The 13,975-nt window shown below is 35.2% G+C and carries 13 protein-coding genes; 7 read left to right on the forward strand and 6 right to left on the reverse strand.

Annotated features, from left to right (window positions below; all coding sequences use genetic code 11):
- Window positions 1–80: 80 nt before the first annotated feature.
- Complete coding sequence (locus ACAM30_RS12095) at window positions 81–1,877, forward strand: zinc-dependent metalloprotease (RefSeq protein ID WP_369614895.1); 1,797 nt, start codon at window positions 81–83, stop codon at window positions 1,875–1,877.
- Between the two features lie 116 nt (window positions 1,878–1,993).
- Here ACAM30_RS12095 and ACAM30_RS12100 read toward each other — a convergent pair whose 3' ends face one another.
- From ACAM30_RS12100 to ACAM30_RS12110, 3 genes are all read right to left on the reverse strand, one after another.
- Window positions 1,994–2,635: an O-methyltransferase gene (locus tag ACAM30_RS12100; RefSeq protein ID WP_369614896.1), complete on the reverse strand. Its 642-nt coding sequence runs from the start codon at window positions 2,633–2,635 to the stop codon at window positions 1,994–1,996.
- Window positions 2,636–2,750: 115 nt separating this feature from the next.
- On the reverse strand, window positions 2,751–3,083 hold the full coding sequence (locus ACAM30_RS12105; RefSeq protein WP_017497039.1) for a hypothetical protein: 333 nt from the start codon (window positions 3,081–3,083) through the stop codon (window positions 2,751–2,753).
- A 227-nt stretch (window positions 3,084–3,310) separates the two neighbouring features.
- A complete protein-coding gene (locus ACAM30_RS12110) occupies window positions 3,311–3,904 on the reverse strand; it encodes a YceI family protein (RefSeq protein WP_369614897.1) in 594 nt (197 codons plus the stop codon).
- 211 nt (window positions 3,905–4,115) lie between these two features.
- On the opposite strand from ACAM30_RS12110, the gene rlmN reads away from it, so the two are divergent.
- A complete protein-coding gene (gene rlmN, locus ACAM30_RS12115; protein ID WP_369614898.1) occupies window positions 4,116–5,159 on the forward strand; it encodes a 23S rRNA (adenine(2503)-C(2))-methyltransferase RlmN in 1,044 nt (347 codons plus the stop codon).
- 247 nt (window positions 5,160–5,406) lie between these two features.
- Here the strand turns inward: rlmN and ACAM30_RS12120 are convergent, their stop codons facing one another.
- Complete coding sequence (locus tag ACAM30_RS12120; RefSeq protein ID WP_369614899.1) at window positions 5,407–6,267, reverse strand: hypothetical protein; 861 nt, start codon at window positions 6,265–6,267, stop codon at window positions 5,407–5,409.
- A gap of 163 nt (window positions 6,268–6,430) precedes the next feature.
- On the opposite strand from ACAM30_RS12120, the gene ACAM30_RS12125 reads away from it, so the two are divergent.
- The 5 genes from ACAM30_RS12125 (at window position 6,431) to dnaG (ending at window position 12,372) form a co-directional block, all read left to right on the forward strand.
- Window positions 6,431–7,408 (forward strand): polyprenyl synthetase family protein, encoded by a 978-nt coding sequence (locus ACAM30_RS12125; protein WP_369614900.1) that lies wholly within the window; start codon window positions 6,431–6,433, stop codon window positions 7,406–7,408.
- A 199-nt stretch (window positions 7,409–7,607) separates the two neighbouring features.
- The gene (locus tag ACAM30_RS12130) at window positions 7,608–8,168 is read left to right on the forward strand and encodes an RNA polymerase sigma factor (RefSeq protein WP_017497035.1); all 561 of its coding nucleotides are present in this window, start codon (window positions 7,608–7,610) and stop codon (window positions 8,166–8,168) included.
- Window positions 8,155–8,892: a hypothetical protein gene (locus ACAM30_RS12135; RefSeq protein ID WP_369614901.1), complete on the forward strand. Its 738-nt coding sequence runs from the start codon at window positions 8,155–8,157 to the stop codon at window positions 8,890–8,892. The genes ACAM30_RS12130 and ACAM30_RS12135 overlap by 14 nt, the downstream gene beginning before the upstream one ends.
- A gap of 230 nt (window positions 8,893–9,122) precedes the next feature.
- Window positions 9,123–10,178, forward strand: coding sequence for a hypothetical protein (locus tag ACAM30_RS12140; RefSeq protein ID WP_369614902.1), 1,056 nt, complete (start codon window positions 9,123–9,125; stop codon window positions 10,176–10,178).
- Window positions 10,179–10,305: 127 nt separating this feature from the next.
- The gene (gene dnaG / locus ACAM30_RS12145) at window positions 10,306–12,372 is read left to right on the forward strand and encodes a DNA primase (protein WP_369614903.1); all 2,067 of its coding nucleotides are present in this window, start codon (window positions 10,306–10,308) and stop codon (window positions 12,370–12,372) included.
- Here dnaG and ACAM30_RS12150 read toward each other — a convergent pair.
- Window positions 12,369–12,998: a response regulator transcription factor gene (locus ACAM30_RS12150; protein WP_017497031.1), complete on the reverse strand. Its 630-nt coding sequence runs from the start codon at window positions 12,996–12,998 to the stop codon at window positions 12,369–12,371. The two genes, dnaG and ACAM30_RS12150, sit on opposite strands and share 4 nt — an antisense overlap.
- A 93-nt stretch (window positions 12,999–13,091) precedes the next feature.
- Window positions 13,092–13,898, reverse strand: coding sequence for an NAD(+) synthase (gene nadE, locus ACAM30_RS12155; RefSeq protein WP_369614904.1), 807 nt, complete (start codon window positions 13,896–13,898; stop codon window positions 13,092–13,094).
- Between the last annotated feature and the right edge of the window lie 77 nt (window positions 13,899–13,975).

The following is a 13,975-nucleotide window of genomic DNA, read 5'->3' on the forward strand; positions in this document are numbered from 1 at the left end:
CTTCACGATTCAATTTTTATCCTGAATAGTGAAAATCTCGTTCAATTCGTATAGATTTTGAAATTTAACAAGAGATAATTATGAAAAAAAAGTATATTATTTTGAGTTTTATATTTTGTCTTTCTGGTTGTATGCATGCTCAGCAGACAGAAGGAAATGGTATTGTCAGCTATCCGGATAATAACGTAAGGGTAGTTGGAGAAAAAATTTTCTGGTCCGCAAATCCCAAAACAGATAATAGTAGTGAGACTGATTTGTTAACAGTTTACTATAAAGGACTTTATAATCGTCGTAACGCCTATCTGAGCGGTATTAAGGGAATCATAGATAAACCCGGAGGTTACATCAAAATCGAGGTGCATGCTTACGACAGCAAGAGAGCGGGAGGGTTGCAGCTATTGACAGATGATGAGAAGACATTTGTAACCAAGCCTATCTATGGAGTTGAGATTACTCAAAGCTCCGAAAATGCATTTTCTAAAACAACAAAAGAACTGAATTATCAATACTGGGATCATGGCCTTCAGCTTGGTAGGATTTTTTCGGATGATATAAAAATACTGGGTGCCAAATCATTGAATGCAGTTACATTGAATTGTGGAAACTGGGCCTGGGACTGGCTCCGGGCTTTCAGTCTTGTAAGTTCTTCCTGTTCTTTGGAAATAGATAAGGATTTACTCATACAGTTAGAAAATCAGCCTGTAGTGGTCAAAATTACGATAAAAGATGCTACTTTGATGGACGTACGGGTTCCTGCAGTGGAAGAAAACAAGAATCTGAAGAGCATTATCGGAAAAGAGTATCCTTATCTTGTAATCAATAAGGTAAATGTAGAGGTTTTAGAAGCGCCTGGAGATAATAACAGTGCCGCTGCCTACGAAAAGATGATAAGAGAAGCGTTCGATTGGACCAGTAAAGTATATACTGACAGGACAAACAGATTTTTATCGGAAGCAGCACTAAATTCCGGTGCAAAAATAGGCAATTCGAGAGTAGTGTTTAAAGATGTTGATATTCTTATACGCAAAGGATCAAACGACTATCGGATAAGTAAAATTGAAAATGAAGGAAAAGATAGAGAGATTGATTTAGCGACAATAGCTGATGGAGAATTATTTATTAAATATGTATCTAAACTTACTGAAGAATCGGAAAAATTTGATGAAGATATAAGTTACACAGCAGGAATTACTTTTGGAAAAAAAGATACTCCTTTTGGAAAAAAACTGATTCTGTTAAGTTACAAAAAAGAAGAGAATGATCCTTTTTGGGTCAATACACTTGCACATGAACTGGGACATTATTTCGGTTTGGAGCATACTTTTGAAGGTGGTTGTATCGGGCCAAATGACAGAATTAGTGATACTCCCCCTGCAGAGGATGTGATAGATAATATACAGGTTTATGAAAACTGTGTTGCTCCTTTTCAATGCGGAGGCAAAAGAAGGTTAATAGAGAATATTATGGATTATAGTGACTGCGATTTTATGTTTACTCCAGGTCAGGTTCGGGTAATCAGGAATACGATCAGGACTGATTCTCCTGATTTATATACTGGTAAAATGGCGGTAGATGGAAAGATTAATATAGTTCCTAATTTTACTGTGAGAGATTTGAGACCAGCTAAAACAGCACGGAGAAGCACTATTGAAGAAGAGACGGAAAAGTCTCAAACTATTAATATATACCCTAATCCTGTAAAAGAGATATTGAATGTTTACAATGTCGAAAATGAAGAATACAAGATCTTTAATATCAGTGGGCAGGAGGTGCTATCCGGCAGAACTCAGAAAGGACAGATTAATGTTGGAACTTTACCAGAAGGAATGTATATTATCAAAATAAAAAATACTAACAAACGTTTTATTAAAGAGTAATGAAATGACAATGGGGCTATTGCTTATTGCTAAAATAGCCTCATTGTTTTTTAAAAGTTCGCTGTCAACTGTTTTGCCAGAACTAGATCCAAAGCTCAGAGAGCTAAAAAAGTAAACTAAAGAACACGGCTCACAGTCAGTCCATCACGGATAGGCAGTAAAACCGTTTCGACTCTGGGGTCATTTTTCAAGAGTAGATTGTACTCCAAAAGGACTTTGGTGCTAACGTCATTTGGATGAACCGGTTCCAGTATTTTTCCGCTCCACAAAACATTATCCGATAAGATAATACCGCCTTTGTTCATCTTCGGAACGATCATTTCCCAATAATTGATATAGTTTTCTTTATCGGCATCGATAAAAACCAAATCAAACTTGACATCTAAAGTTGGAATGATTTCAACAGCTTCTCCTAAATGCTGAAAAATTTGTTTTCCCCAAGGAGATACATCGAAATATTTACGTTGAAAATCAACTAATTCTTCTTTAATGTCAATAGTGTGCAGTTGCCCGTTTTCCTGCATTCCTTCACACAGGCACAGTGCTGCATAGCCTGTATAAGTGCCAATTTCGAGTATGTTCACAGGACGGATCAATTTGGAGAGCATGCTTAAAACACGACCCTGAAAATGCCCGCTGAGCATTCTTGGGAGTAGTATTTTTTGGTACGTTTCCTTATTTAGTTTAGCTAGTAATTCCGGTTCGTTTTCAGAATGTTGCTCGATATAATCTTCCAGTTCTTGAGAAATAAAATGCATCTTGTAGTATCTTCTAATTTTGAGTGTAAAAATACGAAAAATAGTGGCTCCTTTTTTTGGGTATAAAAAAACCATTCGTTGTAGCGAATGGTTTTAGTTTCATAAAGCGAAGAGACTATTTTTTCAAAGCCTCATTAACTTCTTTAGCTGTTTTTACCGTACCGTCTTTAGCAGCTTTAGCAGCATTTTCTACTTTTTCAGCACCTTTTTTAGTGGCGTCTTTCACATCTTCTGCTGCTTTTTTGGTAGCTTCTTTTACATCCTCGGCAGCACTTTCAGTTTTGCTTACTGCGCTGTCTTTTACTTCTTTAATATCGGTAGTTAAAGAGTCAACTTTGTTTCCAAGAGTTAGTTCTTCCTCTGCAGGTTTTGGTTCCTTCTTTTCGCAAGATTGAACAGCGAATGCTAATAAAGCGATAACAGCCAGACTTAAGATTTGTTTTTTCATAAGAAATTGATTTTTTAGATTGATTAAATTTAAAAGTTATAAAGCTGAAAAATAAAGATACACATTTTAAAATGATTGAGCTCTTTGTAAGATTATTTTCCTTTTGAGTGCAAGACAATTCTCGTGCCAAAGTTTTGAGTTTTGAAATGCGGGGCAATTTTTTTATTCATTTTTAGAATAGAAAAGTATTTATTGTTGCATACTTTTATTTCGCTGCTTTTAAATCGTTATTTAATCACTAAAATGTTATCATTTTTTGCAAAATCAGTCAAAGTGATATTAAAGATCACCGTTAATTCTTTCCCGGCTCTAACAACTCCAAGTGCCGCTGAAGGCGTTGTCATTTCAAAATCACTAAAAGTCATTCGGTTAGAGCCTTGCAGCGCAAAAGTACCGTCTTTATAGGCTGTTACTCTTATTTGGGTTTTAAAATCTTTGCTAACACCTGCTATAGTATAGGTTCCTGTAAAATTCCAGGTATTTTCGTTTACTTTTTCGGCAGATTTTAGCGCGTATTTTATGTTTTTATGGTCATCGGTTTCCAAAGCTTTATAAGCAACATCATCCATACTGCCTTTGCCGCTTTTTAAGCTTTCTGCTGATAAGGATACCGTCAGGTTTTTTATATCTGTAATTTTCGAATCTGTAACAGTTAAAAAAGCGCTTCCCACTCCGTCTGAAGATTTCATTGTCCAATCGTGTATATTGGAAGTTCCTGAAACTTCAAAGGCTGATTTTGATAAGCTATATCTTTTTTGTGAGTTTACTTGTAAAGATAACATTAGTACTACTGCTAATAAAATTGATTGAATCGTTTTCATCTGTATGTGGTATTTGTTTAAAATTTAAAATCAGTTTATGGCCCGACTTGGTTTTGATAGTGAGTTCCTGTCTTTTTTCTTATGTCAAATTTATCACGAACGAATAGCAAAAGACCTGATAAAAATCATGGTTGAGTATTTATTTAAAGCGTATAATAGAGAGAAAATACATTTTCTGAGAAATGTTTTAAAAAGTGATTAACTTTGCAGCATGCAAATGGAGAAAAAAGACATAAGAGCCTTAACAAAAGATCAGCTTCGCGATTTTTTTGTCGCTAATAATGATAAAGCCTTTCGTGGAAATCAAGTCTACGAATGGTTATGGAGCAAAGGAGCACACAGTTTTGAAGACATGACTAATGTTGCCAAAACTACCCGTACGATGCTGGAGGAAAATTTTGTAATCAATCATATCAAGGTAGATACCATGCAGCGCAGCAGTGACGGAACTGTAAAAAATGCCGTTCGTCTGCATGACGGTTTAGTGGTAGAGTCCGTATTGATTCCAACAGAAACGAGAACAACAGCTTGTGTCTCAAGTCAGGTTGGGTGCAGTCTGGATTGTAATTTCTGTGCCACTTCACGATTAAAGAGAATGCGAAACCTGGAACCGGGAGAAATCTACGATCAGATTATTGCGATAGACAAAGAGAGCCGATTGTATCACAATCACCCACTTTCAAATATTGTTTTTATGGGAATGGGTGAGCCTTTGATGAATTACAACAACGTCATCAAAGCTATTGACATGGTTACCTCGCCGGAAGGATTAGGAATGTCACCAAAACGTATTATGGTTTCGACTTCCGGAATTCCGAAGATGATTAAAAAAATGGCCGATGATGAGGTGAAATTTAAACTGGCAGTTTCATTACACTCCGCTATAGACGAAACCCGTGCGCGAATCATGCCTTTCAGTAAAAATTTTCCGTTAAAAGATCTGCGTGAAGCTTTGGAATACTGGTACAGAAAAACTAAAAGTAAAATCTCGTACGAATATGTAGTCTGGAAAGGAATCAATGATGACAAAGCTTCGATTGATGCTTTGGTGAAATTTTGTAAATATGTTCCGTGTAAAGTCAATTTAATTGAATACAATCCAATTGATGATGGCGAGTTTCAACAAGCTTCAGAAGAATCAATTCTCGCTTATATAAAAGCTTTAGAAAATATAGGAGTAGTGGTAAAAGTACGCCGAAGCCGTGGAAAAGATATTGATGCTGCTTGCGGGCAATTGGCCAATAAAGAAGGATAATTTTTTAGAGCCTGTTTAAAATTTATTTTTGAGGTTTATTATCAAAGGATTTTCGAGCGAAACAAGGCAAATTTTTATAGAATAGCAACGCTACTGTATAAAAATTTAACGAAGTTGCAGCCGAAAATCATAATAAGAAAACCAACAAATAAATTTTAAACAGGCTCTTAATCTCAAAATAATAAAAAAGCATTAAAAACGAGAAATAACCTTGTTCTTAATGCTTTTTTTATGGACAAAAAGGCGCTTACTTTTTTAAATTAACTTCTTCGGTGACCCCATTTTTTGTTATTTTGACAAGGGAATCACAATCTCCGTTTCCATAATCAATAACGGCAGTAGCTCCGTTTTTGGTAATAGAAAGAACTCCTTTTACCGGATAAGCACTTTTACAAGCTGCTTTAAATTGAAGGGGAGTAGTGATTTCTGCAGTGTAGGTGTCTCCGTTAGGAAAAGTAGTTGACCCGCTTCCGGTTACAAGAAAAACATTGTCTTCCCAATTGAACCAGGTATCATAACCTTCCACCATTTCTTTTACCAGAGAACCTTTTCGGATGTAAATCTTTCCGTCGTCAAAAGTAACCGTCATATCGATTGTTGCAGTCAAAACCGGATGTGTTGTAGCAAAAAGATCCGTTGTTTTGACAGTCCTTACAATACTTTTGCTGCCCTGAAGTTTTTTGCCATTGTGATAAAAACCATCAAACGAATAACTGATTGTTTGTGTCGAAGCTGCAAAGTTGTTGCCAAATGAAACGACCATTTTACCTTTTACGATATTTCCATTGCCCAGTGTACAGCCATCAACACCAAAGTCAATTGTTTTCGTCCAGGTATTATTGGTAAAGGTTGTTGTTATAGTAGCACAAGCAGGTAAAAAACTTTTTGCGGGATCTCCCGGTTTACTGGTTGTATTTTGTTGTGCGTTAAATTGATCTTCGGCAATATTAGTTACATCTTCTATAGAGGCATCAATCTTTGCATTTGTAATAATTTCATCGTTCGAAATTGCCGTGGTTGTCCCGCTATTCGTTTTTTCATCAGAATTACAGCTAATGAAAAAAGTGAAAGCGATTAATGTTCCAATAAATAAAGAATTTGTTTTCATAGTAAATAATAGTTTAATGGTTTTACTTTTAAGTAATGAATTCAAATCAGGCTTTAAAAAAAATGTTCTTGGCAGAGGTTTCTTAATTAATGCATAAATTATTGGTATAGTAATGTAAAATAGATAACGTTTTTTTATTTAAAATAGTATATTTGGGATCGAAATGAATATTACCTCTCAAATAAAACAGCCTATCTTTAACGAGATGGAACTTTTTGAAAAAAAGTTCCATGAATCGATGACCTCAAAGGTGGCTTTATTGAATCGTATTACCTATTATATCGTAAACCGAAAAGGAAAACAAATGCGTCCGATGTTTGTTTTTCTAACGGCTAAAATGGTTTCTGAAGGTATTGTAAATGAAAGAACTTATCGCGGAGCTTCTGTAATCGAACTTATTCATACCGCTACTTTGGTGCACGATGACGTGGTTGATGATAGCAATCGCCGACGCGGATTTTTCTCCATCAATGCACTTTGGAAAAATAAGATTGCCGTTTTGGTAGGTGACTATTTGTTGTCAAAAGGACTGTTGCTTTCTATAGATAATGGCGATTTTGATTTGCTCCGTATCATTTCCGTAGCAGTTCGTGAGATGAGTGAAGGTGAATTGCTTCAAATTGAGAAGGCCAGAAGACTGGATATTACCGAAGAAGTATATTACGAAATCATCAGAAAGAAAACAGCAACGCTTATTGCTGCCTGCTGCGCGCTTGGTGCAAAATCGGTAATTGAAGATGATACTCAGGTCGAAAATATGAGGAAATTTGGTGAGCTGATCGGAATGGCTTTCCAAATCAAAGATGATTTATTTGATTACAGCGAAGAAGCGATCGGTAAACCAACCGGAATCGATATTAAAGAGCAAAAAATGACTTTGCCTTTAATTCATGTTTTAAATACTTGTACCCCGCAAGAAAAAAAGTGGTTGATAAACTCCATCAAAAACCACAATAAAGACAAAAAACGTGTCAAAGAAGTTATCGCATTTGTAAAAAGCAATAATGGATTGGCTTACGCCGAACAAAAAATGGTGCAATTTCAGCAGGAAGCACTTTCGTTACTGGATAATTTTTCAGATTCTGAGTTTAAAGATGCCCTTGTTTTAATGGTAAACTACGTTATTGAAAGAAAAAAATAGTTTTTTTAAATTAGATAATTAGAAAATTTGTCGATTAGGTAATTGATTTACTTTGTTGTAAATGAATGGTTTAATTGTGTTTTTTGGAATTTGTATTTTTTTTATTGATTTTTTTTCCATTCTCATGCAACCATTTCGAATTGACAATCGTCTATGCTAATAGAAGTCTGTTACTAAACCAAAAAACAACCGCTTATTAATGAAAATTATTCATTTACATCAGGAAGAAACCGAAATTATAAAGTTGGCTGTCGAAAATAACCGGCAAGCGCAACAACAAATTTATAGTCGGTTTTCTTCAAAAATGTTAAGTGTTTGCCGACAGTATATAAAAGACATTCAATTGGCCGAAGATGTGATGATAACTGCCTTTATGAAAGTGTTTACCAATTTAAGCAGATTTGAGCACAAAGGAAGTTTTGAAGGTTGGGTCAGGCGGATTATGGTAAATGAATGTATTTCTTATTTGCGGGTTCATAAAAAAGTAAAGTTTAGTGAAGAAGAAATTTATATCGAAGAGAGTTTCAATGCTATCGACAGTCAGTTTTCGATCGATCAGATTCAGTTCTTAATTGATGCTTTACCGGAAGGTTACAGAATGGTTTTTAACTTATACGCCATAGAAGGATACAAACACAATGAAATTGCCAAGATGTTAGGGATTAACGAAGGAACATCGAAATCGCAATTATCGCATGCGAGGAAAATGCTGCAAACACAAATTAATAGTCTAAAAAAACAAGATAATGGAACCGAATAATTTTGAAAAGGATTTCCGTGAAAAACTAAATCAACGTAAAATTGAACCAAGTGATAAAGCCTGGGATCGATTGGATGCGATGTTGAGCGTTGCTGAAGAAAAGAAAACTATAGTTGTTCTCGGTTCACGAAAAGCAAAGAATAAAAAATGGTTGTATGTTGCTGCAAGCATAGTTGGTTTTTTGTTGGTGGGAACATTCTTTTTTAACCAAAAGAAGAATCCGGAGGTAACACCAAAAGAGATAATCGTTGTTAAAGAAGATACAAAGAAAGATTCGGTTGTAAAACCAACTTTAGATACGAATATAGCTGTTGAAGAAGCTGTAGCAGTTTTAGAAGAGAAAACAATTAAAAAGTCAGTTGAACAAGAAAAACATCAAGAATCAAAATCGAATAAAATCATTGCCAATAAATCCAATGCAATAGCGGAGTCTTCAATCATCATCAAAAACAATCCTGAAAAACAATCCATCAATCCACAGCCTTTAATGGCTAAAAACCCTGAAAAAGAAACGGTAGATCAGCTGCTGGAAACAGCTGAAAAAGCAGTTATCGCTGAGAATGCTGTCAAACCAAAAGCAAAAGTAAAAATTAATGCGAATGATTTACTTCAACAGGTTGACGGCGAATTGGAACTGTCGTTTCGCGAAAAAGTAATCACAAAAGTCAATAAAAATTACCAAACGGTAAAAGTAGCTTTGGCAAATAGAAATCAGCAGGAATAAAGTTTCTAACTCCAATCAGGAACGTGCTGTTGGAGAAAATCAAAAATTAAAGATCAAAAAAATAATTCCGATAGTTGTCGGGCAGGTTTTTAGTGCCAATTCTCATCGAATTAAAAATTGAGGATTAAAAAAAGTTTGCCATTCACATCTAATATTTTACATCTAACATTTTACATCTCACAATTAGAAAAAACATCAATCAACAATCAATTTTTTAAAAAAAAACAATCATGAAAAATTTTACCATTCACCTCGTTATCCTTGTCTTCTTATTTGTAAGTAAAGTTATGGGACAGGAAACTTTTGAATCAAAAGCGAGAAAAATTGCCAACAAAATAGAGAAAGTTACCAAAGAGGAAAAAGAAGCTTTAAAAGAAGAAGTTGAAGCTATAAATGTTCAGTTGTCTGAAGGAAAAATTACTCAGGAAAAAGCAGACAAGCGTAAAAAAGAATTAGCAGAAGCCAGAGCGGTTATTATTGAAGAAAAAGTAGCCCAGGCACAAAATGAACTCAATGATTTAGTACAGCAAAAAGTAGACGGAAAAATCAAGGAAGGAAATTATAAAAGCGGACGTGCTTTGATCGTTCATTGGAATGATATAAAATGGATGGATGATAATAAAAAAAGGAAAGATTCTATACGTGGAGAAAGAAGAACAACATCGCAATTTGTATTTGCAGCAGGTTTGAATAATATGATGGTTGATGGCAAATTGCAGGATTCTAAGTATGGTTTTACAGGATCGCATTTTTACGAATGGGGACTTACCTATAACACCAGGTTAATGAAAAACGATAATTTATTACATGCTAAATACGGATTGTCTTTAATGTATAATAATATTCGTCCGAGAGATAATAAATATTTTGTAGTCAATGGAAATCAGACAGAATTGCAAACCAATGCGATCCATTTAGATGAATCCCGTTTTAGAAATGTATACATCGCAGTGCCGGTTCATTTAGAGTTTGATTTTTCGAGACCAAAAGTGAGTAACGGAAAAACGTATTTTAGAACACATAATAGTTTTCGCTTTGGAATTGGGGGGTATGCAGGAGTCAATGTAAAATCCAAACAAATTTTAAAATACGATCAGGACGATTTAGATTATAAGACCACTATAAAAGGAGATTATAATGTGAATAATTTCATTTACGGATTGAGTTCTTACATTGGTTATAAAGAAATGAGTCTGTATTTGAAATATGATTTGAATCCATTGTTTAGGAATAATGCCGTAAAAGAAAATAATATTTCAATGGGATTAAGATTTGATTTTAATTAAGAATACAATTGATTAGTTAGTGGAAAGAGTGCTTCGAAAGAGGCGCTTTTTTTTATTTAAAATTGCCCAATTTCATGGGGGATTTGTGTAATTTTACATCCTTCAAATTTATAAAATATTTTACGTTTTGATTTCACAAAGTACGATTGATGCTGTTTTTGATGCTGCTCGGGTAGAGGAGGTTATTGGTGATTTTGTTAATTTAAAACGAGCCGGAAGTAACTTTAAAGGATTAAGTCCATTCTCAGATGAGCGCTCTCCGTCGTTCATGGTTTCACCTGCAAAAGGAATCTGGAAAGATTTTAGTACAGGAAAAGGAGGTAATTCAGTTAAGTTTCTGATCGAACATTCACAGTTTACTTATCCCGAGGCGATTCGTTATCTGGCTAGAAAATACAATATAGAAATTGAAGAAACAGAGCAGACAGATGCTGAAAAAGCAATGACTGATGTTCGTGAAAGTATGTATCTGGTTTCGGAATTTGCCAAAGACTATTTTCATAAAACCCTTTTAAATTCAGAAGAAGGAAAAGCAATTGGACTTTCTTATTTTAAAGAAAGAGGTTTTACTAATGAAACCATCAAAAAATTTAGTTTAGGATATTCGCCTGAAACCTGGGATGCTCTTACCAAAGAAGCTCTGGGTAAAGGATACAAACTGGAGTTTCTGGAAAGTACCGGTTTGACCATTCCAAGAGAAGATCGTCCGTTTGACCGTTTCAAGGGGCGTGTGATGTTTCCTATTGAAAGTATGTCGGGACGTGTTTTGGGTTTTGGAGGGCGTATTCTTACCAATGATAAAAAAGCGGCTAAATACTTAAACTCGCCTGAAAGTGATATCTACCATAAAAGTAAAGTACTTTACGGAATTTTTCAGGCCAAACAAGCAATTGCGAAACAAAACAATTGTTACCTGGTGGAAGGATATACCGATGTAATTCAGTTTCATCAGGCCGGAATCGAGAATGTGGTGGCTTCATCAGGAACCGCTTTAACACCGGATCAGATTCGTCTGATCAACCGATTGACGAGAAACATAACCGTTTTGTTTGACGGAGATGCTGCGGGATTACGAGCTTCTGTTCGAGGAATCGATTTGATTCTGGAAGAAGGAATGAATGTAAGAGTTTGTGCTTTTCCCGACGGAGAAGATCCGGACAGTTTTGCACGAAAAAATTCGCACGATGATCTGGTTGCCTATTTAGAAGAAAACAGTAAAGATTTTATACAGTTTAAGGCCTCTCTCTTAATGAAAGAAGCGAAAAACGATCCTATAAAAAAAGCCGATTTAATTCGGGATATGGTCAATAGTATCTCGAAGATTCCGGACCGTATTCAGCGTGAAATCTATACTCAGGAATGTGCCCGAATCATGGATATTTCGGAGCAGGTATTGGTGAGTACCCTGGCGCAATTAATTCAAAAAGATCTTGCAGAAGCGGGCAAAAAACAAAAGCAGGAGCAAAGACCTTTTGAAGTGCACAGGAATCAGCCTGCGAAACAAACCGGTTTTTTAGGAGGAGATCCTGAAGATCCAAGAACAGGACCACCTGAAGATTATTATCCGGGAGGAGAACCGGGGTATGCACAAGAGCCGGCAGAAAAAGTTGATATCTTATATCGTTTAGAACGTAAAGTAATTGAGATCTTATTGCTTTATGGTGATAAGACGGAGGAGTTTGAAGATGTGCTTTTAAAAACGAATGAAGAGGGCGATGTAATAATGGTCTCTGAAATGAAAAATTATAAAGTATATCAGCGTATTTATTTGAGTTTACAGGAAGATGAGGTAGAGCTTTCTAATAATTTATTCCGTGATATTTTTACCGATTTAATCGGATTTTACAACCAGCATGAAAAATTCAGTCTCGAACAATATTTAATGCGTTTACAGCCTGATTTTGCTCAGGAAGTTACCGATATTTTAATGGAAGATGAAAGATTGACTCTTCACGATTGGGAAGGGCAGAATATCTTTTCAAAAATGAAGCATGAAACGATCGCGCAGTATGTTACCGAAACGATTATGTCAATGCGTTGGTTTTTGGTGGGTAAAATCATTGATGAATTAAAAAGCTCTATAAAACCTGATAATTCAGATAATACAGAGCTTTTGTCTATGGTTGTCGATTACTCGAAATTAGTTAATTCATTCGCGAAAAAACTAGGAAGAGTAATGTCGCGATACCATTAAATAATTTCTAAAGTCTTAGCTTTGTTTACTAAGTCAACTAAATTAGTAACATTTAATTTAGTCAATAATCTTAATTTGTAAGTACTGATTGTTTTTTCGTTCAGGTTTAAGATTTTAGAGATTTCATTATTCTTTTTACCATCACTTAAGTAACGTAAAACTTCGATCTCACGATTTGAAAGTTTTCTGTACAAACGCTCACTTTTGCTTTGTTTAGCGATAAGTGCCATGTTTTTACGTACGGTTTCGTTGATGATAATTTTCCCTTCGTGTACTTTAATAATAGAAATACCTAAAGTTTCAAGTTTTTCTGTTTTGTGTACATAACCGGAAACTCCTGCTTTAATAGCATTTGGAGCATACATTTGTTCAGCGAGGTCACTAAAAATTACAATTTTTGTTTTTGGGAAATTCTTCAGGATGGATTTTACTTCGAAGATACTTGAAAGTCCTTCCAGTTCTAGGTCTAGAATCAGGATATCGATTTCTTTCGTCTGAAGGATATCTCTAACCATTGAAAAATTGCCTACGTTGGCAACAATTGAAATTTGATCGTGGTCTTTAAAATAAGACTTAACGCCAAAGTGAGTCACAGGATGATTGTCTGCAAGACATACTTTAATCATAATTTTTACCTTTTTTAGAATTGTTCATGTTTTTGGAGCTGTAAAATTAATAAATAAATTCTGTAATTAATTGCAGACAAATGTTAAAAAGTATTATTTTAACGTTTTAGGGATGATGCAGACCGGAATTGGATCCATTTTATGCTTGTTGCTGGTGTTTAATCTTTTATAAATTTCGAAGACAATTTTTTCTCTTTCGGTAAAGTCAGTCCCCGTATTTCCTGACTCCGAGGCTAGCATTGCCCATTCGAGTTCGTCATAACTGGCGCCTAATTGATCCTCATCAGTACGATTATCACCAAATAATCCATCTGTAGGTGCTGCGGTTAAAATAGACTCCGGAATTGTTAAAAATGCTCCTAAAGCGTATACATCTGATTTCATTAAGTCGGCAATTGGACTTAAATCGACTCCGCCGTCTCCATATTTGGTGTAAAAACCTACTCCAAAATCTTCTACTTTATTTCCCGTTCCTGCTACAAGCAAACCATGAATTCCTGCTAAATAATATAAAGAGGTCATTCTTAAACGGGCACGTGTATTGGCTAGTGATAAATTTACTTTTGTTTCGTCATCTGTTTGAGGTACAGCGCTTTTGAAAGCTTCAAAAGTAGCGGTCAAATCTGTTTCTACGCTTGAAACATTTGGAAAACGTTTCTTTAACTGCTCAATATGTTCTCTTCCTCTTGAAACCTGATTTGCAGCCTGATGAATTGGCATTTCGACACATAAAACGGTTAAGCCGGTTTGTGCGCACAAGGTAGAAGTTACTGCAGAGTCAACTCCACCTGAAATTCCAATTACAAAACCATTAACTTTTGCCCGGGTAGCATAATTTTTTAACCACTCTACAATGTGGGTGTTTACTTTTTCTGTCTGAATAGTGCTTTTTTTAGCCATAATAGTTCAAGATTTAAGATACAGGGATGTATATTTGCACAAATATTTTTAAGCATAGTTTGTTTCAAAATGTGCAA

This window comes from Flavobacterium sp. CFS9 (assembly GCF_041154745.1).
Taxonomy (GTDB): domain Bacteria; phylum Bacteroidota; class Bacteroidia; order Flavobacteriales; family Flavobacteriaceae; genus Flavobacterium.

Bases quoted from the DNA above. Each gene is read 5' to 3' on its own strand.
- ACAM30_RS12095 (WP_369614895.1), top strand. From the start codon at position 81: ATGAAAAAAAAGTATATTATTTTGAGTTTTATATTTTGTCTTTCTGGT.
- ACAM30_RS12100 (WP_369614896.1), bottom strand. From the start codon at position 2,635: ATGCATTTTATTTCTCAAGAACTGGAAGATTATATCGAGCAACATTCT.
- ACAM30_RS12105 (WP_017497039.1), bottom strand. From the start codon at position 3,083: ATGAAAAAACAAATCTTAAGTCTGGCTGTTATCGCTTTATTAGCATTC.
- ACAM30_RS12110 (WP_369614897.1), bottom strand. From the start codon at position 3,904: ATGAAAACGATTCAATCAATTTTATTAGCAGTAGTACTAATGTTATCT.
- rlmN (WP_369614898.1), top strand. From the start codon at position 4,116: ATGCAAATGGAGAAAAAAGACATAAGAGCCTTAACAAAAGATCAGCTT.
- ACAM30_RS12120 (WP_369614899.1), bottom strand. From the start codon at position 6,267: ATGAAAACAAATTCTTTATTTATTGGAACATTAATCGCTTTCACTTTT.
- ACAM30_RS12125 (WP_369614900.1), top strand. From the start codon at position 6,431: ATGAATATTACCTCTCAAATAAAACAGCCTATCTTTAACGAGATGGAA.
- ACAM30_RS12130 (WP_017497035.1), top strand. From the start codon at position 7,608: ATGAAAATTATTCATTTACATCAGGAAGAAACCGAAATTATAAAGTTG.
- ACAM30_RS12135 (WP_369614901.1), top strand. From the start codon at position 8,155: ATGGAACCGAATAATTTTGAAAAGGATTTCCGTGAAAAACTAAATCAA.
- ACAM30_RS12140 (WP_369614902.1), top strand. From the start codon at position 9,123: ATGAAAAATTTTACCATTCACCTCGTTATCCTTGTCTTCTTATTTGTA.
- ACAM30_RS12150 (WP_017497031.1), bottom strand. From the start codon at position 12,998: ATGATTAAAGTATGTCTTGCAGACAATCATCCTGTGACTCACTTTGGC.
- nadE (WP_369614904.1), bottom strand. From the start codon at position 13,898: ATGGCTAAAAAAAGCACTATTCAGACAGAAAAAGTAAACACCCACATT.